Origin of the sequence: Ramlibacter pinisoli (assembly GCF_009758015.1) — a bacterium.
GTDB lineage: Bacteria > Pseudomonadota > Gammaproteobacteria > Burkholderiales > Burkholderiaceae_C > Ramlibacter > Ramlibacter pinisoli.
Genome location: NZ_WSEL01000009.1, coordinates 1,818,551 through 1,836,031, shown reverse-complemented (window position 1 = coordinate 1,836,031; position 17,481 = coordinate 1,818,551). Strand labels below are relative to the sequence as shown.

Annotated in this window: 20 protein-coding genes and 1 tRNA gene; 9 read left to right on the top strand and 12 right to left on the bottom strand. The window is 68.1% G+C overall.

The genetic code is table 11. From position 1 onward, the window contains the following. Positions 1-12 precede the first annotated feature (12 nt). From argJ to GON04_RS23170, 3 genes are read left to right on the top strand one after another with little or no spacing between them, the layout of a single operon-like run. A complete protein-coding gene (gene argJ, locus GON04_RS23180; protein ID WP_157400330.1) occupies positions 13-1,239 on the top strand; it encodes a bifunctional glutamate N-acetyltransferase/amino-acid acetyltransferase ArgJ in 1,227 nt (408 codons plus the stop codon). 5 nt (positions 1,240-1,244) lie between these two features. Continuing rightward, positions 1,245-2,132 carry an ATP-binding protein gene (locus GON04_RS23175; protein WP_157400846.1) on the top strand — a complete coding sequence of 296 codons (888 nt, stop codon included), beginning with the start codon at positions 1,245-1,247 and terminating at the stop codon, positions 2,130-2,132. A gap of 5 nt (positions 2,133-2,137) precedes the next feature. Continuing rightward, on the top strand, positions 2,138-2,599 hold the full coding sequence (locus GON04_RS23170; protein WP_157400845.1) for an NUDIX domain-containing protein: 462 nt from the start codon (positions 2,138-2,140) through the stop codon (positions 2,597-2,599). A gap of 4 nt (positions 2,600-2,603) precedes the next feature. On the opposite strand, the gene GON04_RS23165 is transcribed toward GON04_RS23170, so the two are convergent. The 8 genes from GON04_RS23165 to GON04_RS23130 all read right to left on the bottom strand — a co-directional run bounded on the left by GON04_RS23165 (position 2,604) and on the right by GON04_RS23130 (position 9,229). Continuing rightward, positions 2,604-2,807 (bottom strand): DNA gyrase inhibitor YacG, encoded by a 204-nt coding sequence (locus GON04_RS23165; protein WP_157400329.1) that lies wholly within the window; start codon positions 2,805-2,807, stop codon positions 2,604-2,606. 8 nt (positions 2,808-2,815) lie between these two features. After that, positions 2,816-3,571: a cell division protein ZapD gene (gene zapD, locus GON04_RS23160; RefSeq protein WP_181653789.1), complete on the bottom strand. Its 756-nt coding sequence runs from the start codon at positions 3,569-3,571 to the stop codon at positions 2,816-2,818. Positions 3,572-3,608: 37 nt separating this feature from the next. Continuing rightward, positions 3,609-4,205: a dephospho-CoA kinase gene (coaE, locus tag GON04_RS23155; RefSeq protein WP_157400327.1), complete on the bottom strand. Its 597-nt coding sequence runs from the start codon at positions 4,203-4,205 to the stop codon at positions 3,609-3,611. A gap of 7 nt (positions 4,206-4,212) precedes the next feature. Next, positions 4,213-5,055, bottom strand: coding sequence for a prepilin peptidase (locus GON04_RS23150; RefSeq protein ID WP_157400844.1), 843 nt, complete (start codon positions 5,053-5,055; stop codon positions 4,213-4,215). Beyond that, positions 5,052-6,269 carry a type II secretion system F family protein gene (locus GON04_RS23145; protein ID WP_157400326.1) on the bottom strand — a complete coding sequence of 406 codons (1,218 nt, stop codon included), beginning with the start codon at positions 6,267-6,269 and terminating at the stop codon, positions 5,052-5,054. The genes GON04_RS23150 and GON04_RS23145 overlap by 4 nt, the downstream gene beginning before the upstream one ends. Positions 6,270-6,300: 31 nt before the next feature. Continuing rightward, entirely contained in the window at positions 6,301-8,043 is a 1,743-nt protein-coding gene (gene pilB, locus GON04_RS23140) for a type IV-A pilus assembly ATPase PilB (protein ID WP_157400325.1), read from the bottom strand. 149 nt (positions 8,044-8,192) lie between these two features. After that, a tRNA-Pro gene (locus GON04_RS23135) sits at positions 8,193-8,269 on the bottom strand. A gap of 30 nt (positions 8,270-8,299) precedes the next feature. Continuing rightward, on the bottom strand, positions 8,300-9,229 hold the full coding sequence (locus GON04_RS23130; RefSeq protein ID WP_370530028.1) for a polyprenyl synthetase family protein: 930 nt from the start codon (positions 9,227-9,229) through the stop codon (positions 8,300-8,302). Between the two features lie 205 nt (positions 9,230-9,434). Here GON04_RS23130 and rplU point away from each other — a divergent pair, with 205 nt between their 5' ends. From rplU to proB, 4 genes are all read left to right on the top strand, one after another. Further along, entirely contained in the window at positions 9,435-9,746 is a 312-nt protein-coding gene (gene rplU, locus GON04_RS23125) for a 50S ribosomal protein L21 (protein ID WP_157400323.1), read from the top strand. Between the two features lie 16 nt (positions 9,747-9,762). Further along, on the top strand, positions 9,763-10,023 hold the full coding sequence (rpmA, locus tag GON04_RS23120; RefSeq protein WP_157400322.1) for a 50S ribosomal protein L27: 261 nt from the start codon (positions 9,763-9,765) through the stop codon (positions 10,021-10,023). A gap of 64 nt (positions 10,024-10,087) precedes the next feature. Beyond that, positions 10,088-11,164, top strand: a complete 1,077-nt coding sequence (gene cgtA / locus GON04_RS23115; RefSeq protein ID WP_157400321.1) for an Obg family GTPase CgtA — start codon at positions 10,088-10,090, stop codon at positions 11,162-11,164. Continuing rightward, a complete protein-coding gene (gene proB, locus GON04_RS23110; protein WP_157400320.1) occupies positions 11,164-12,321 on the top strand; it encodes a glutamate 5-kinase in 1,158 nt (385 codons plus the stop codon). The genes cgtA and proB overlap by 1 nt, the downstream gene beginning before the upstream one ends. A gap of 11 nt (positions 12,322-12,332) precedes the next feature. On the opposite strand, the gene GON04_RS23105 is transcribed toward proB, so the two are convergent. Further along, on the bottom strand, positions 12,333-12,848 hold the full coding sequence (locus tag GON04_RS23105; RefSeq protein WP_157400319.1) for a CNP1-like family protein: 516 nt from the start codon (positions 12,846-12,848) through the stop codon (positions 12,333-12,335). Further along, positions 12,838-13,482: an RNA pyrophosphohydrolase gene (locus GON04_RS23100; RefSeq protein ID WP_157400318.1), complete on the bottom strand. Its 645-nt coding sequence runs from the start codon at positions 13,480-13,482 to the stop codon at positions 12,838-12,840. The genes GON04_RS23105 and GON04_RS23100 overlap by 11 nt, the downstream gene beginning before the upstream one ends. Positions 13,483-13,570: 88 nt before the next feature. Between GON04_RS23100 and GON04_RS23095 the strand changes: the two genes are divergently transcribed. Beyond that, complete coding sequence (locus tag GON04_RS23095) at positions 13,571-15,316, top strand: proline--tRNA ligase (protein WP_157400317.1); 1,746 nt, start codon at positions 13,571-13,573, stop codon at positions 15,314-15,316. Continuing rightward, positions 15,313-15,972: a lytic transglycosylase domain-containing protein gene (locus GON04_RS23090; protein WP_370530021.1), complete on the top strand. Its 660-nt coding sequence runs from the start codon at positions 15,313-15,315 to the stop codon at positions 15,970-15,972. Before GON04_RS23095 ends, GON04_RS23090 begins: the two co-directional genes overlap by 4 nt. A 3-nt stretch (positions 15,973-15,975) precedes the next feature. Here the strand turns inward: GON04_RS23090 and GON04_RS23085 are convergent, their stop codons facing one another. Both GON04_RS23085 and grxD read right to left on the bottom strand, forming a co-directional pair. Continuing rightward, entirely contained in the window at positions 15,976-16,974 is a 999-nt protein-coding gene (locus GON04_RS23085; RefSeq protein WP_157400316.1) for an AAA family ATPase, read from the bottom strand. A gap of 142 nt (positions 16,975-17,116) precedes the next feature. After that, complete coding sequence (grxD, locus tag GON04_RS23080; RefSeq protein ID WP_157400315.1) at positions 17,117-17,452, bottom strand: Grx4 family monothiol glutaredoxin; 336 nt, start codon at positions 17,450-17,452, stop codon at positions 17,117-17,119. Positions 17,453-17,481 lie beyond the last annotated feature (29 nt).

Genomic DNA, 17,481 nt, shown 5'->3' with positions numbered 1-17,481 from the left:
CGACCTGACTCCATGGCCGTGAATCTCCAGCCGCCGCGTGCCGGCGACCTCCGACCCGTGCGCGGGCTCACCATCGGCGTGGCCGAGGCCGGCATCCGCAAGGCAGCCCGCAAGGACCTGACCGTGATGCTGCTCGAGCCCGGCGCCAGCGTCGGCGGCGTGTTCACCCGCAACCGGTTCTGCGCCGCGCCGGTGCAGGTCTGCCGCGAGCACCTGGCCTCGCCCGACATCCGCGCGCTGGTGATCAACACCGGCAATGCGAACGCCGGCACCGGCGACGAGGGGCTGGTGCGCGCGCGCGCCACCTGCATCGCGCTGGCCCGCCACCTGGAGGTGGCGCCGGAGCAGGTGCTGCCGTTCTCCACCGGCGTGATCATGGAGCCGCTGCCGCTGGATCGCATCGAGGCCGGGCTGCCGGCGGCGATCGGCGATGCCAGGCCCGATCACTGGCTGCGGGCGGCCGAGGGCATCATGACCACGGACACGGTGCCCAAGGCCTTCAGCACCAGCGTGCGCATCGGCGGCGAAGAGGTGGCCATCACGGGCATCAGCAAGGGCGCCGGCATGATCCGGCCCAACATGGCCACCATGCTCGGCTTCCTGGCCACGGACGCCTGCGTGGCGCAGCCGCTGATGCAGCAGCTCGCGTTCGAACTGGCGGAAGCCTCCTTCAACCGCGCCACCGTCGACGGCGACACGTCGACCAACGATTCCTTCGTCGTCATCGCGACCAACCGGGCGCGGCACGCACCGATCACTTCGCTGGACAGCGAGGAAGGACGGGCGCTGAAGGCGGCGCTGCTGGATGTGGCCCGCCGGCTGGCGCAGGCCATCGTGCGCGACGGCGAGGGCGCCACCAAGTTCATCACCGTGCGGGTCGAAGGCGGCCGCAGCGGCGCTGAATGCCGGCAAGTGGCCTACGCCATCGCCCATTCGCCGCTGGTCAAGACCGCGTTCTTCGCCAGCGACCCCAATCTCGGGCGGATCCTGGCGGCGGTCGGCTATGCCGGCATCGACGATCTCGACCAGGGCACCATCGACCTGTGGCTGGACGACGTGCACGTGGCGGTGCGCGGCGGCCGCAATCCGGCCTACCGGGAAGAGGACGGCCAGCGCGTGATGAAGCAGCAGGAGATCACGGTGCGGGTCGGCCTCGGCCGGGGAGCCGCGGCGGACACGGTCTGGACCTGCGACTTCAGCCACGAGTACGTGAGCATCAACGCGGACTACCGCTCATGAGCCGCATGGAGACCAACCCGGTGAGCGACCGCTTCGACACCCTCATCGTGCGCGCCATGCGCCTGATCGACCGCCTGGAGGCGGTGCTGCCGCAACCGCTCGGCGCACCCGACTGGGGTAGCGCCATCGCCTGGCGCTACCGCAAGCGCTCGAGCGGCCACGGTTCGCTCGAACCGGTGCGCCATGTCGCCGCCATCCGGCTCGGCGACCTGAAGGAAATCGAACCGCAGAAGGAGCGCATCCAGCGCAACACCGAGCAGTTCGTGGCCGGGCAGCCGGCCAACAACGTGCTGCTGACCGGCGCCCGCGGCACCGGCAAGAGCTCCCTGATCAAGGCCTGCCTGAACGAATACGCGGGCCGCGGGCTGCGGCTGATCGAGGTCGACAAGGCCGACCTCACCGACCTGCCGGACATCGTCGACGTGGTCTCCGGCCGGCCGGAGAAGTTCGTGGTGTTCTGCGACGACCTCAGCTTCGAGGAGGGGGAGGCCGGCTACAAGGCGCTGAAGTCCATTCTGGACGGCTCGGTGGCGGCGTCGACGCCCAACGTGCTGATCTACGCCACCAGCAACCGCCGGCACCTCCTTCCCGAGTACATGAAGGACAACCTCACCTACACCCACACCGAGGACGGCGAGGTCCACCCGGGCGAGGTGATCGAGGAGAAGATCTCGCTGTCCGAGCGGTTCGGTCTGTGGGTGAGCTTCTATCCGTTCAGCCAGGACGAGTACCTGGCCATCACGGCGCAATGGCTGTCGTCGTTCGGCGTGCCGCGCGACAGCATCGAGTCCGCGCGCGCGGAAGCGCTGGTCTGGGCGCTGGAGCGCGGTTCGCGCAGCGGGCGGGTGGCCTACCAGTTCGCGCGCGACTGGGCCGGCCGGCACGCGGCGTGAGCGGACTGCTCGTCGCCGACGGCGACCGGCCGCGCGAGGGCGGCCCCGACCGCAAGGAAGTGGAAGTCGCCGTGGGCGTGCTGGTGCGCGCCGACGGCCGCTTCCTGCTCACCAGCCGGCCCGAGGGCAAGGTCTACGCCGGCTACTGGGAGTTCCCCGGCGGCAAGGTCGAGCCCGGCGAGAGCGTGGAGGACGCGCTGCGCCGCGAGCTGGTCGAGGAGATCGGGGTGCGCATCGGCGCCGTGCATCCCTGGCGCGTCGAGCGGGTCGACTATCCGCACGCGCTGGTTCGGCTGAACTTCTGCAAGGTCTATGAGTGGGACGGCGAGCTGCACATGCACGAGGGCCAGCAGTTCGCCTGGGAAGAACTGCCGGTCGCCGTGGCGCCGGTCCTGCCCGGGACGGTGCCCGTGCTGCAGTGGTTCGCGCAGGAGCGCAGCTTCACCGGCGCCACGCACGCCGGCTAGCCGGCTACTGGAGCTTGGGATCGCCGAACGGCTGGTCGTCGGGCGGCGTTTCGTCCGGCACGCGGAAGCTCTCGCTGGCCCAGGCGCCGAGGTCCAGGTTCTTGCAGCGCTCGCTGCAGAACGGCCGGTAGGGGTTGGCCGGTGAATAGATGCTGTCGCCGCCGCAGGTGGGGCAGGCGACGATCCGGGGCCGGGGATCGTCGGGCATGGCCTTCCTCAGGAACACAGGGTGAGCTCGAAGCCCGCGTCCTCGTTGCTGCTGTGCAGCTTGTCGCTGCCTTCCTGGCGCATCAGGCGGACCGAGACCATCAGCCGGTTGCCGCTGATCTCGGGCACGAGGCGTTGGGCAGGGTCGATGCGCAGGCGCAGCAGCTGGAAGGTGCGCCCCTGCGGCAGGGTCTGCTGGAACTGGCCGCCGATCGCCATCACCTTTTGCGCCGTGCCCGAGTCGCGCAGCAGCTTCAGCAGCCGGTGGATGGACTCGGCGAAGGGGCCGAGCGGACGCGCCCAGCGCCCCAGGTCGGCCTGGCGGGTGGCGGCGTCGAGGTGTTGCCAGGCGTAGTAGCCCGGCAGGTCGAACTCGCAGGTGCCGCCCGGGATGCCGATGCGGCTGCGGATGCTCATGAGCCACTCGTTGTCGGTGAGCGACTGCCCGGCCTTGCCCGGCAGGTTGTTCAACGCGGTGAAGTTCGCATCGAGCTGCGACACCACCTCGTCGAGCACCGATTCCGCGACGCCGGGGTTGCCACGGTAGCTGTTGAGCACGCCCTTCTGCTTCTCGAGGTCCTTCATCACGTCCGACTTCAGGTCGGCGCGGGCCGCGACGTCCATGATCTCGAAGATGGTCGCGAGCGCGTAGTGGTGGTCGAGCGGATGCTCGCGCGGGACCAGTTCCCCGAGGCGCCGGAACAGGTGCTCCAGGCGGAGGTAGGTGCGGATGCGTTCGTTGAACGGGTATTCGTAGAGGATCACGCTCAAGGCTGCTGCGCGGCGTTCCGCGAACACACCATCATAGCCCGAACCCCCGCGCGACCTGTTCCACCTCGGCCCTCAGTTGGTCGAGCGTCAGGTCGTCGTTGACGATCACCACGTCGGCGGCACCCAGCCGCTGCCCGCGCGGCGCCTGGGCCGCGATGATGGCCTGCACCTGGGCTTCGGCCAGCCCGCTGCGGGCCTGCACCCGCGCGATCTGGGTGGCCGGCTGGCAGTCGACCACGAGCACGCGGTCGACCAGGGCGCGCCAGCGGCCGGATTCGACCAGCAGCGGGATGTCGAACACCACGCAGCGTGCGCCGGCCGCCTCGGCCATGGCGGCCTGGCGAGCAGTTTCGGCACCCACCAGGGGATGGATGATGGCCTCGAGGTCGCGCCGCGCCGCCGGGTCGGCGTAGACCTGGGCGCGCATCCGGTCGCGGTCGAGTGCGCCGTCGGGCGTGATGAAGTCGTTGCCGAAACGCGTCGCGATGGCCGGGATGGCGGCGCCGCCCGCTGCCGTGGTGGCCCGCGAGATGGCGTCGGCGTCGATCGCGGCGGCACCCAGCTCGCGCAGCATGTGCAGCACGGTGCTCTTGCCGCTCCCGATGCCGCCGGTCAGGCCGACTCTCATGGCACGCCTAGAGGCCGATGGTCCGCAGGATGGACTCGGGGCCGAACAGCAGGGCCGCGAAGCCGGCGCCGGCCAGGAACGGGCCGAACGGCACGTAGCCGCCAGGGCGCAGGCCACTCGCGAACTTCATGCCGATGCCGATCACGGCGCCGATGACCGAGGCCATCAGGATCATGGGCACCAGCGCCTCGGGCCCGAACCATGCGCCCAGTGCCGCGAAGAGCTTGAAATCGCCGTAGCCCATGCCTTCCTTGCCGGTGAGCAGCTTGAAGCCCTTGTACACCGCCCACAGGGACAGGTAGCCGGCGACCGCGCCCCAGAGCGACTGGCTGAGGGGCAGGGTGTTCCAGCGCAGCGCCGACGCGATGAGCCCGGCCCAGACCAGCGGCAACGTGATGTCGTCGGGCAGCAGCGTGGTGTCCCAGTCGATCAGCGCCAGCGCCAGCAGGGCGGCGCAGAAACCGCACCAGGCCAGGCCCTTCCAGGTCGCACCGTACTGCCAGACGCAGAAGGCGAAGAGGGCGGCCGTCGCCAGTTCGACCACGGGGTAGCGCCAGCCGATCGGCGTGCCGCACGACGAGCACTTGCCGCGCAGGGCAATGAAGCTCAGGACCGGGATGTTCTCGTACCAGCGGATGACGTGGCCGCACTGGCGGCAGCGCGAGCGTGGGCGCATCAGGTTGAACGGCTCCGACGGCTCCGGGTCCTTGCCCGCGAGGTCGGCGCATTCGGCCGCCCACTGCCTTTCCAGGATCCTGGGCAGCCGGAAGATGACAACGTTGAGGAAGCTGCCGACCAGCAGCCCGAGGACGCCGGCGAGCGCGGCGTCCACGACGGGCGAGACCATCAGACGACGGCGCCGAGCTTGAAGATCGGCAGGTACATCGAGACCACGATGCCGCCGATCAGGCCGCCGAGGAAGACGATGATGATGGGCTCCATCAGGCTGGACAGGCCGGCCACCATGTCGTCGACCTCGGCCTCGTAGAAGTCGGCGGCCTTGCTCAGCATGTGGTCGATGGAGCCGGACTCCTCGCCGATGGCGCACATCTGCAGCACCATGGTCGGGAACACGTTGGCGTTGGTCATCGCCGAGGTGAGGCTGGTGCCGGTGGACACCTCCTGCTGGATCTTGACGGTGGCCGATGCGTAGACCGAGTTGCCGGCCGCACCACCCACGGAGTCGAGCGCCTCCACCAGCGGCACGCCGGCGGCGAACATGGTGGCGAGCGTGCGGGTCCAGCGGGCGATGACGGACTTGTAGACCAGGTCGCCGAACACGGGGACCTTGAGCATCAGGCGGTCCATGAAGGACTGGACCTTCTCGTTGCGCTTCCAGGCCTGCATGAAGAAGTAGAGGCCGCCGCCGATGATGCCGAAGATCAGGTACCAGTACTTCACGAAGTACTCGCTGATGCCCATGACGAACAGGGTGGGCGCCGGCAGGTCGGCGCCGAACGACGTGAACACCTGCTTGAACGCCGGGATCACGAAGATCATGATGACCGTGACCACCACGAAGGCGACCACGACGACCGAGATCGGGTACATGAGCGCCGACTTGATCTTGGACTTGATCGCCTCGGTCTTCTCCATGTAGACGGCCAGGCGGTCGAGCAGCGCTTCCAGGATACCGGCGGCCTCGCCAGCTTCCACCAGGTTGCAGTACAGGCTGTTGAAGTACAGCGGGTACTTGCGGAAGGCGGCCGACAGCGACGTGCCGGTCTCGACGTCGGTGCGGATGTCGTTGAGCAGCTTGGTGACGCTGGCGTTGGCGTTGCCGCGGCCGACGATGTCGAACGCCTGCAGCAGCGGCACGCCGGCCTTCATCATGGTGGCGAGCTGGCGCGTGAAGATCGCGATGTCCTTGGGCTTGATCTTCTGGCCCGAGCGCATGCGGCGCTTCTTGATCTTGGTGGGGGAGACTCCCTGGCGCCGCAGCGCGGCCTGCACCTGGTTCTCGCCCGCCGCCCGGGTCTCGCCCTTGACCTGCTTGCCGTTGCGGTCGCGGCCTTCCCACTCGAAGACGAATTCCGTGATCTTGGTTGCTGTTGCCGTCGCCATGAAGCGCTTCTCCTCTGGTCCTTCCCGATGCCTACTCGTTGGTGCAGCCGAGCACTTCTTCGAGGGAAGTGACGCCCAGCTTCACCTTGTGAAGCCCCGATTCGCGCAGGCTCCTGACTCCTTCGCTGCGCGCTTGCGCTGCGATGTCCATCGAACTGCCGTCGCGCAGGATGATGCGCTGGATCTCGTCGCTGATCGGCATCACCTGGTAGATGCCGACACGGCCCTTGTAGCCGTTGTTGCACATGCTGCAGCCGACCGGGCGGTAGGGAGTCCAGCTGCCGTCGACCTCTTCCTCCTGGAAGCCCGCATCGAGCAGGGCCTCGTGCGGGATGTCGGCCGGCTGCTTGCAATTGGGACACAGCCGGCGCGCCAGGCGCTGGGCGGTGATGAGGATGACGCTCGAGGCGATGTTGAACGGCGCGATGCCCATGTTGCGCATGCGCGTGAGGGTGGTCGGCGCGTCGTTCGTGTGCAGCGTGGACAGCACCATGTGGCCGGTCTGGGCGGCCTTGATCGCGATGTCAGCCGTTTCCAGGTCGCGGATTTCGCCGACCATGATGACGTCCGGGTCCTGGCGCAGGAACGACTTCAGGGCGGCGGCGAACGTCAGCCCCGCCTTGTCGTTGACGTTGACCTGGTTGACGCCCGGCAGGTTGATTTCCGACGGGTCTTCGGCCGTGGAGATGTTGACACCCGGCTTGTTCAGGATGTTCAGGCAGGTGTAGAGCGACACCGTCTTGCCCGAACCGGTGGGGCCGGTGACCAGCACCATGCCGTAGGGGCGGGCGACGGCGCTGAGCAGGCGCTCCTTCTCCTGCGGCTCGTAGCCCAGGGCCTCGATGCCCAGCTTGGCGCTGCTCGGGTCCAGGATCCGGATCACGATCTTCTCGCCGAACAGGGTGGGCAGCGTGCTGACGCGGAAGTCGATCACCCGGTCGGGGCCGACCTTGAGTTTCATCCGGCCGTCCTGCGGCACCCGCTTCTCGGAGATGTCCATCCGCGAGATGACCTTGATGCGCGAGGCCAGCTTGTCCTTGATGGCCACCGGGGGGGTGGCGATCTCGCGCAGCTCGCCGTCGATGCGGAACCGCACCCGGTAGGTGTGCTCGTAGGGTTCGAAGTGGAGGTCCGACGCCCGCATGCTGAACGCGTCGAGCAGCATCTTGTGCAGGAACTTGACGACTGGGGCGTCCTCGACCTCGGAGCCCGAGCCGGACTTGTCCTCCTCGTCGACGACCGAGTCTTCCATCGTCGACTCGTCGAACTCGAAGTCGTCGCCGACGATGCTCTCCATGGCCTGCGTCGCGCTCGTCGCGTTCGCCTCGACCATCTTGGTCAGCTTGTCGTACTCCGCGATGATCCAGTCGACGCCCATCTGGGTCGCGAACTTGATCTTCTCGGCGGCCTCCTGGTCGGACGGGTCGGCGGTGGCGACGATCAGCCGGTTGTTGCGCTTGGCAAGCACCACCACCCGGTAGGCCTGGCAGATCTTGGCGTCGAGCAGCGCCTTGGGCAGCCGCTGCACGTCGACGGCCTCGAGGTCCAGCAGGGGAGCCCCGAACGCGGTGGACATGGTGTGGGCCAGGTCGGCCGCCGAGACCGAACCCGACCCGGTGAGTTCGGCAATGAAGCTGCTGCGGCTGGCCTGTGCCTTGCGATAGAGGTCCTCGGCGGACTTCTGGCCCAGCTTGCCGGCGGACACCAGTGCACGCGCCAGGCCCGGCAAGGCGAGCGATGGAGCTTCGGAAACTGCAGGATCGACGGCGGCCATCGTTGTGTGAGCAATCAGCTGCTTCCGGACGGGCCGGAAGAAAGCCAGCTGATCATCGCCGAAAGCCCATCCGGTGTAAATCGAGGTGTGGTAAGCAGCGCGAAGGCCGGGTGTCCGGCGTGCGCAGGAAGTCACGTGAGAAGGAAACCTGGTCGGGGTGAGAGGATTCGAACCTCCGGCCTCTACGTCCCGAACGTAGCGCTCTACCAGGCTAAGCTACACCCCGATGTGCCGCAACGGCGGCGTCGTGACTGGGTCAGTTGCGACGCTGCAGCAGTTGAGCCGCCAATTGTACCAAACCTTCGGCGTGCTGATTCGCCGGCAGGCGTTGCGCGTGGTCGATGGCCCGCTGCGCCTCCGCCGCAGCCGCCGAGCGCGTGACATCCAGCGCGCCCGTTTCGCGCACGATGCGGATGATGGAATCGAGTTCGTCCACGGCCCCGTGCTCGATCGCGTGGCGGATCAAGTCGCGTTGCGACGCGGAGCCGCGCTGCATGGCGGCAATCAGCGGCAGCGTGGCCTTGCCTTCGCGCAGATCGTCGCCGAGGTTCTTGCCCATCTCCTGCGCATCGCCGTCGTAGTCCAGCACGTCGTCGATCACCTGGAACGCCGTGCCCAGCGCCTGGCCGTAGCTGGCGCAGGCTTCCTCGATCGCCGGCGAGGCGCCCGCGAGCACCGCGCCCAGGCGGGCGCTGGCCTCGAACAGCTTGGCCGTCTTGGAGCGGATCACGCGCAGGTAGCCCGCCTCGTCGAGCGAGGCGTCGTGCATGTTCATCAGCTGCAGCACCTCGCCCTCGGCGATGACGTTGGTGGCGTCGGCCAGGATGGCCATGATGCGCATGTCGTTCGCGTCCAGCATCATCTGGAAGGCGCGCGAGTAGAGGAAGTCGCCCACCAGCACGCTGGCCGGATTGCCGAAGTTCTCGTTGGCGGTGGCGCGGCCGCGCCGCAGGGTCGATTCGTCCACCACGTCGTCGTGCAGCAGGGTGGCCGTATGGATGAATTCCACGACGGCGGCCAGCGTGAAGCGGTGCGGGCCGTGGTATCCCAGGGCCGCGCTCACCAGCAGGAGCAGCGCGGGGCGCAGCCGCTTGCCGCCGGCGGAGATGATGTACTGGGAGACTTGCCCGACCAGCGGGACACTGGAGCCGAGGCGGTGGGCGATGACCGCGTCCACCTCGAGCATGTCATCGGCGATCAAGGAGAGCACCGAGGCGGTGCTGGCGGAGGAGGCTGTCAAGGCGGGTACGGCAGTTCAGCCGATTATAGGAAGAGCCCCTACCCGGCTGGGCGCCTGCCGGCCAAGCCTTGTTAGTGACCGCATACCATGCTATGATCTTGGGCTCTCTGGGAAATCCGTCCCAGGGAGCTTCTCATTTCAGAGGTCTCACATGTACGCGGTCATAAAAACCGGCGGCAAGCAGTATCGCGTTGCCTCCGGCGAGAAAATCAAAGTAGAACAGATTGCTGCGGACGTAGGCCAGGAAATCGTGATCGACCAGGTGCTCGCAGTCGGCAACGGCGGCGACCTAAAGGTCGGCACTCCCCTGGTGTCCGGTGCAACGGTCAAGGCCACGGTCGTGGCCCATGGCAAGCACGACAAGGTTCGCATCTTCAAGATGCGCCGTCGCAAGCACTACCAGAAGCGCCAGGGGCATCGCCAGCAGTTCACCGAACTGCAGATCGGCGCCATCGCGGCCTGAACCAGGAGCAGATGACATGGCACAGAAAAAAGGCGGCGGCTCGACGCGCAACGGGCGGGATTCCCAGCCCAAGATGCTGGGCGTGAAGGCGTTCGGCGGCGAACTCATCACGGCTGGCTCGATCATCGTGCGCCAGCGCGGCACCAAGTTCCACCCCGGCACCAACGTCGGCGTGGGCAAGGACCACACGCTGTTCGCGCTGGTGGACGGCCACGTGTCGTTCAAGGTCCAGGGTTCGCTCAACAAGCACACCGTGAACGTCACCCCCGCAGCGTGAGGTAACCTCGCGCCGCAGGTCCGAAGCCCCGACTTGCTCGGGGCTTCGTTCTTTTTGACACACCATGAAATTCGTCGACGAAGCCTTCATCGATGTCGCCGCGGGCGACGGGGGGAACGGCTGCGTCTCGTTCCGGCACGAGAAGTACAAGGAGTTCGGCGGCCCCAACGGCGGTGACGGCGGCCGCGGTGGCCACGTCTTCGCCGTGGCGGATCCGGCCCTGAACACGCTGGTCGACTTCCGCTTCTCGCGTCGCCACGAGGCCAAGCGCGGCGAGCACGGCATGGGGTCGGACATGTTCGGTGCGGCCGGCTCCGACATCACGCTGAAGATGCCGGTCGGCACCATCATCACGGACGCCGAGACCGGCGAGGTGCTGCACGAGCTGCTCACCCCCGGCGAGACCATCGTCCTGGCCAAGGGGGGCGATGGCGGTTTCGGCAACATGCGCTTCAAGAGTTCCATCAACCGCGCGCCCCGGCAAAAGACGCCCGGCTGGCCGGGCGAGAAGAAGAACCTGAAGCTCGAACTCAAGGTGCTGGCAGACGTCGGGCTGCTGGGCATGCCGAACGCCGGCAAGTCGACGCTCATCGCGGCCATCTCCAATGCCCGCCCCAAGATCGCCGACTACCCGTTCACGACCCTGCACCCCAATCTCGGGGTGGTGCGCGTCGGTCCGGAGCAGAGCTTTGTCGTCGCCGACGTGCCCGGCCTGATCGAGGGTGCGGCCGAAGGCGCCGGGCTGGGGCACCAGTTCCTGCGCCACCTGCAACGCACCCGGCTGTTGCTGCACCTCGTGGACATCGCGCCATTCGACGACGCTGATCCGGTCGCGCAGGCCAAGGCCATCGTCGCCGAGCTGAAGAAGTACGACAAGGCGCTGCACGACAAGCCGCGCTGGCTGGTGTTGAACAAGCTGGACATGGTGCCCGCCGACGAACGCGAGGCACGGGTCAAGGACTTCATCAAGCGCATGCGCTACAAGGGGCCGGTGTTCCAGATCTCGGCGCTCACGCGCGAAGGCTGCGAGGAACTGGTCAAGTCGGTCTTCCAGCACGTGCACGCGCAACACGCGCGGGAGCAGGAGCCCAAGGACGTCGATCCGCGCTTCGCCGATGCGGCCGGCCAGGGAGAGGGCTGATGGCAACGCCGAGCGGTGAGGGCCTCGGGCCCGAGCAGCGCGACCTGCTGCGCGGTGCGCGGCGCATCGTCGTCAAGGTCGGCTCCAGCCTCGTCACCAACGAGGGCAGGGGCCTCGACGAAGGCGCGATCGGCGAGTGGTGCCGCCAGCTGGCACTGCTTGCGCGCGACGGCCGCGAAGTCATCATGGTGTCCAGCGGTGCCATCGCCGAAGGCATGAAGCGCCTGGGCTGGACCACGCGGCCACACGAGCTCAACGAACTGCAGGCCGCCGCGGCGGTCGGGCAGATGGGCCTGGCGCAGATGTACGAAAGCAAGCTGCGCGAGAACGGGCTGCGCTCGGCGCAGGTGCTGCTCACGCACGCCGACCTCGCCGACCGCGAGCGCTACTTGAATGCCCGGTCGACGCTGCTCACGCTGCTCTCGCTCGCGGTGCTGCCGGTCATCAACGAGAACGACACCGTCGTCAACGACGAGATCAAGTTCGGTGACAACGACACGCTCGGTGCGCTGGTGGCCAACCTGGTCGAGGCCGACCTGCTGGTCATCCTCACCGACCAGCGCGGCCTGTACACGGCCGACCCGCGCAAGGACCCCGCCGCCACCTTCGTCCACGTGGGGCGCGCCGGCGACGACGCGCTGGAGGCGATGGCCGGCGGGGCCGGTTCCAGCCTCGGCAGGGGCGGGATGATCACCAAGATCCTGGCGGCGCGCCGGGCCGCGCGGTCGGGCGCCTCGACCGTCATCGCTTGGGGTCGCGAGCGCGATGCGCTGCTGCGCCTGTGCGGCGGCGAAGGCATCGGCACGCTGCTGGTGGCACCCACGCAGAAGAGCCAGGCGCGCAAGCGCTGGATGGCCGACCACCTGCAGCTGCGCGGCGCCGTGCTGGTCGACGAGGGCGCCGTGGCCAAGCTGGTGGGGGAGGGCAAGAGCCTGTTGCCGATCGGCATGACCGCCGTCGACGGCGAGTTCTCGCGCGGCGACGTCATCGCGGTGCGGGACGCCGCGGGCCGCGAAGTGGCGCGGGGGCTGGCCAACTACGCCAGTGCCGAGGCCCGGCTGCTATGCCGCAAGCCGTCGGCCGAGATCGAGCGCTTGCTCGGCTACATGGCCGAGCCCGAGATGATCCATCGCACCAATCTGGTGGTCACGCGCTAAGAGGCGCGGCCTCAGCGCGAGTCGTTCAGGTGGCGGCCCTTGCTGGCGCTGGCCAGGTCGCGCTGGATCTGGGCGGCCGACACGTTGGCCACCTTGCCGGTGCAGGCGCCGTTTCTGGCGATGACCAGGCTGTGGCGCACCGGCGGGTTGTTGAACACTGTCTGCCAGTCGCTGGCGGCGGCCGGCACCCAGCCACCGTCGCTGCTCCGGCGCGCATAGACCTTCACCTCGCCACTGCTGCAGCGCAGGCCCTCGTAGAACGCGTTCAGTGCGCTGCCCTCGCCGCGTGCCACCACGACGTAACGCACGATCCCGTCGGCACCGACGGCGATGCTGTCCGGATCGATGCCCCAGCGAAGCTGCGACGGCTCGACGTCGATCGGCACCAGCCCCTGCGTGCGCAGCGAGGCGGGTGGTGCCGGCGCCGTCAGTTCCTTCCAGTCGGGATCGACCGGGACCAGCTGGGCGTGCGCCAGCGAGGCGGACAGGGCCAACACCAGGGCCGGCCCGCGCAGCTCACGACGCACGATTGCCTTCCGTCTGCTTGAGCGCCACCTGCGGGTCGGGTTCGAAGGTCGCGCCCGGCGGCAGCTCGAACCCCGGACCCGGGCCCGCTTCGGCCGAGGGGTCATGCGGGCCGCTGTCGCGCGACCGCATGCCGCTGCGCAGGTAGCGGTTGCGGTGGTCGTGGCGGGGCACGAAGCGCGCGAGTTCGGTCAGGGCCATCTCGTACACGCCGCGCTTGAATTCGACCACCACGTCCAGCGGGACCCAGTAGTCGTTCCAGCGCCAGGCGTCGAACTCGGGATGGTTGGTGGCGCGCAGGTTGAGGTTCCAGTCCTGGCCGGTCAGTTGCAGCAGGTACCAGATCTGCTTCTGGCCCTTGTAGTGGCCGCGGGCGTCGCGCCGGATGTAGCGGTCGGGCACTTCGTAGCGCAGCCAGTCGCGCGTGCGCGCGATGATGCGCACGTGCTCCGGCATGAGGCCGACTTCTTCATGCAGTTCGCGGTACATCGCCTGTTCCGGCGTTTCACCGCGGTCGATCCCGCCTTGCGGAAATTGCCAGCTGTGGGTGCGAATCCGCTTGCCCCAGAACACCTGGTTTTTCTGGTTGAGCAGGATGATGCCGACGTTGGGCCTGAAGCCGTCCCGGTCAAGCATAATCAAACCCCAATTTTTGAACTGAGACCATTATGCATGCCGCCTTGCCGGCACGCCAAGAGCTCAGCCGCCTTCCCCCTCCCCCCGCATGAAAGCCTCCCAGTTCCTCATTTCCACGCTCAAGGAAGCGCCTGCCGATGCGGAGGTGGTGAGTCACCAGTTGATGATGCGAGCCGGCATGATCAAGCGGCTCGGTGCCGGCATCTATTCATGGATGCCGATGGGGCTGCGCGTGCTGCGCAAGATCGAGGCGATCGTGCGCCAGGAAATGAACCGCGCCGGCGCCGTCGAACTGCTGATGCCGGTGGTGCAGCCGGCGGAATACTGGCAGGAGACCGGCCGCTGGTCGAAGATGGGGCCCGAGCTGATGCGGGTCAAGGATCGCCACGAGCGCGATTTCATCATCCAGCCCACCAGCGAGGAAGTGGTCACCGACATCGCCCGCCAGGAGCTGCGCAGCTACAAGCAGTTGCCGCGCAACCTGTACCACATCCAGACCAAGTTCCGTGACGAGCGGCGGCCGCGCTTCGGCGTGATGCGCAGCCGCGAGTTCATCATGAAGGACGCCTACAGCTTCGACCGCGACGCCGCCGGCGCCAAGGCGAGCTACCAGTCCATGGCCAAGGCCTACCGCGCGATCTTCGACCGCTTCGGCCTGCGTTACCGCGCCGTGGCCGCCGACAGCGGCGCCATCGGCGGCGACCTGTCCGAGGAGTTCCAGGTCATCGCGGCGACCGGCGAGGACGCCATCGTCTACTGCCCCGACAGCGAGTACGCGGCCAACATGGAGAAGGCCGAGGCGCTGGCGCCGCGCGAGCCGCGACCCGCGCCGCGCCAGGCGCTGGAGAAGGTGCCGACGCCGGGCAAGGCCACCTGCGCCGACGTCGCCACCTTCCTCGACCTGCCGCTGCAGCGCACGGTCAAGTCGCTCGTGCTCGCCACCGACCGCACCGACGATGCCGGGCAGGTGGTCGAGACCCAGGTCTGGCTGCTGCTGCTGCGCGGCGACCACGACATGAACGAGATCAAGGTCGGCAAGGTGCCGGGCCTGGACACCGGGTTCCGCTTCGCCACCGCCGGCGAGATCGTCGACCACTTCGGCACCAAGCCGGGCTACCTCGGGCCGCTCGACGTGCGCAAGCCGGTCCGGGTGGTCGCCGACCGCGAAGTGGCCGTCATGGCCGACTGGATCTGTGGATCCAACGAGGAAGACTTCCACACCGTCGGCGTCAACTGGGGCCGCGACCTGCCCGAGCCGCATGCCGTCGCCGACCTGCGCAACGTGGTCGAGGGCGATCCCTCCCCGGACGGCAAGGGCCGGCTGGTCATCGAGCGCGGCATCGAGGTCGGCCACATCTTCTACCTCGGCACCAAGTACAGCGCGCCGATGAACGCCAGCTTCCTCGACGAGGGCGGCAAGCCGCAACTCATGGAGATGGGCTGCTACGGCATCGGCGTCACGCGCCTGCCCGCCGCCGGCATCGAGCAGAACCACGATGCGCGCGGCATCATCTGGCCCGACGCGATCGCGCCGTTCACGGTGGTGGTGTGCCCGATCGGCATGGATCGCAGCGCCGAGGTCAAGGCGGCCGCCGAGAAGCTGCACGACGACCTGGCCGCGTCCGGCGTCGACGTCTTGCTGGACGACCGCGGCGAGCGCCCGGGCGCCATGTTCGCCGACTGGGAATTGATCGGCGTGCCGCACCGCGTCGTCATCTCCGACCGCGGCCTGAAGGAAGGGCAGCTCGAGTACCAGCACCGCCGCGACGCGGCCGCCACCAAGGTGCCGGCGGGCGAGGTGCTGTCTTTCCTGCGCGGCCGCCTGCAGGCGTGATCACCCGCCGGGCCTGCTGGCCGCCGCTGCTGGCAGCGCTCGGTGTCCTGGGGGCCGGGCCGGCACGGGCCGGAGGGCAGATCGAGGAGCCGCTGGCTGACTCGGTGCGCAGCGCCCTCGGGTCGGCCATCGCCAACGCCGCCCCGCCCGTTCCCGAGTTCCGCGACAGCGCCTCCTACCTGGCCTACCTGCGCTGGCTGGGTGCCATGAGCCCCCGGCTGGCGCGCCGCAAGCTCGAACTGCAGGACCGCAAGGAGTTCCTGCAGACGGTCTGGTACGAGAGCAGGCGCGCCGGCCTCGACACCGGATTGGTGCTGGGCCTGGTGCAGGTGGAAAGCGGCTTTCGCAAGCACGCCGTCAGCGCGGTCGGAGCGCGCGGCTACATGCAGGTGATGCCGTTCTGGAGCCGCCTGATCGGCGATGGCGACGCCAGCAAGCTGTTTCACATGCAGACCAATCTGCGCTTCGGTTGCGTCATCCTGCGCCACTACCTGGAGCGCGAGCGCGGTGACCTCTTCATGGCGCTCGGCCGCTACAACGGCAGCCGCGGCCAGGCCCCGTACCCCAATGCAGTGCTGTCGGCCAGCCGTAACTGGCAGTGGGTCGACCCCGGGCCGCCGCAGGCAGCGCCGCCCGCCCGCAGCGCCTCGACCTGACCGCTACTGGATGAAGCCCATGCGGCCCTTGGCGGAGCCGGCCTTGGGCAAGTCGTCCGCGGTGATCTGGCCCCGCTGGTCGAGGCGCGCATTGCCGAATCCGGTCATGAGGGCGCGCCGCATCTCGCGCGGGGCCAGTTCGGCGAGCTGGTCGAGCAGCTCTTGGGCCGGTTCCGGATCGAAGCGCTCGCCCCAGCCGTGCTCGTTGCGGATCGAGCAGTAGAGGTTGCGGGCGATCTGCCGCGCGGCCTCCGGCGAGGGCGGCTCGATCTCGAACACGTTCATGCGGTTCAGGATGGGCTCGGGGATGCAGCGCTCGTCGTTGGCGGTCATGATCCAGATCACCTGGCTGGCATCGATGGCCACCTCGGCGAACTCGTCCACGAACGACACGGCCGTGTCGTGCTCGAGCAAGCCGTAGAGCGCACCGAGCGGGTCGTACTGCGCGTCGGCGGCGGCCTTGTCGATCTCGTCGACCACCAGCACCGGATTGGCGTACTGGCCATCGACGATGGCCTCGAACACCTTGCCCGGCTTGGCACCTTTCCATTGCGAGGACGCGCCGGACAGCAGCCAGCCCGCCGTCATGGAGCTCATGGGAACCAGGTTCATGCCGGTACCCAGCAGTTCGGCCAGCTTGCGCGCGAAATGCGTCTTGCCGATGCCCGGGGGCCCGAGCAGCAGCATCGGTGTCACCTCGAGGCCGTCGCGGCAGTCCTGTGACAGCGCGACATGGCGCTTCACGTCGTCGAGCGCATCGGTGAAGTTGGGCAGTTCGTGGTACAGGGCAGCCATGTTCGGCACGCCGCTGGGCTTGACCTGGAAGCGCTCGGGGCCGCGCTCGAGCATGCGCTCGTAGGTGGAGCGCAGGTTCTCGTGGTCCTTGTTGGGCAGCTTGGCCAGCTTGCGCTCGACATCGTGCGGACGGAAGACGCTCCGCAGGTTGGCGATGGGAAGCTGGAACGAAGAGGATGGGTGGGGTACCAGACTGCGGCTGTCCATGCCTGCAACTCCTTCATCGACTGCTGTGTTGATTGCAGCATATGCCGTGCCAGAGCGCAACGGAAGCGGCCCGCTGCCGCGAGCCGCTGTCAGTCGAATACCGGTGAGGTTGGCAGCCGCGGCGCGCGACTGCTGACGCAGGTCAGCCCTGCGTGCCGGCCGTGGAACCCAGGACCTGCTGCAGTTCGCCGCTCTGGTACATCTCCATCATGATGTCCGAGCCGCCGATGAACTCGCCGCGCACGTACAGCTGCGGAATGGTCGGCCAGTTGCTGTAGTCCTTGATGGCCTGCCGGATCTCGTCGTCCTCGAGCACGTTGACCGTGGCCACCGCGCGCGGGTCGACGCCGCAAGCCTTCAGGATCTGGATCGCGCGGCCGGAAAAGCCGCACATGGGGAAACTGGCGCTGCCCTTCATGAACAGCAGGACGTCGTTGCTCTTGACCAGCTGGTCGATGCGTTGCTGAACGTCGCTCATCTCGAATTCTCCTTGCGGTGCGCCGTCCG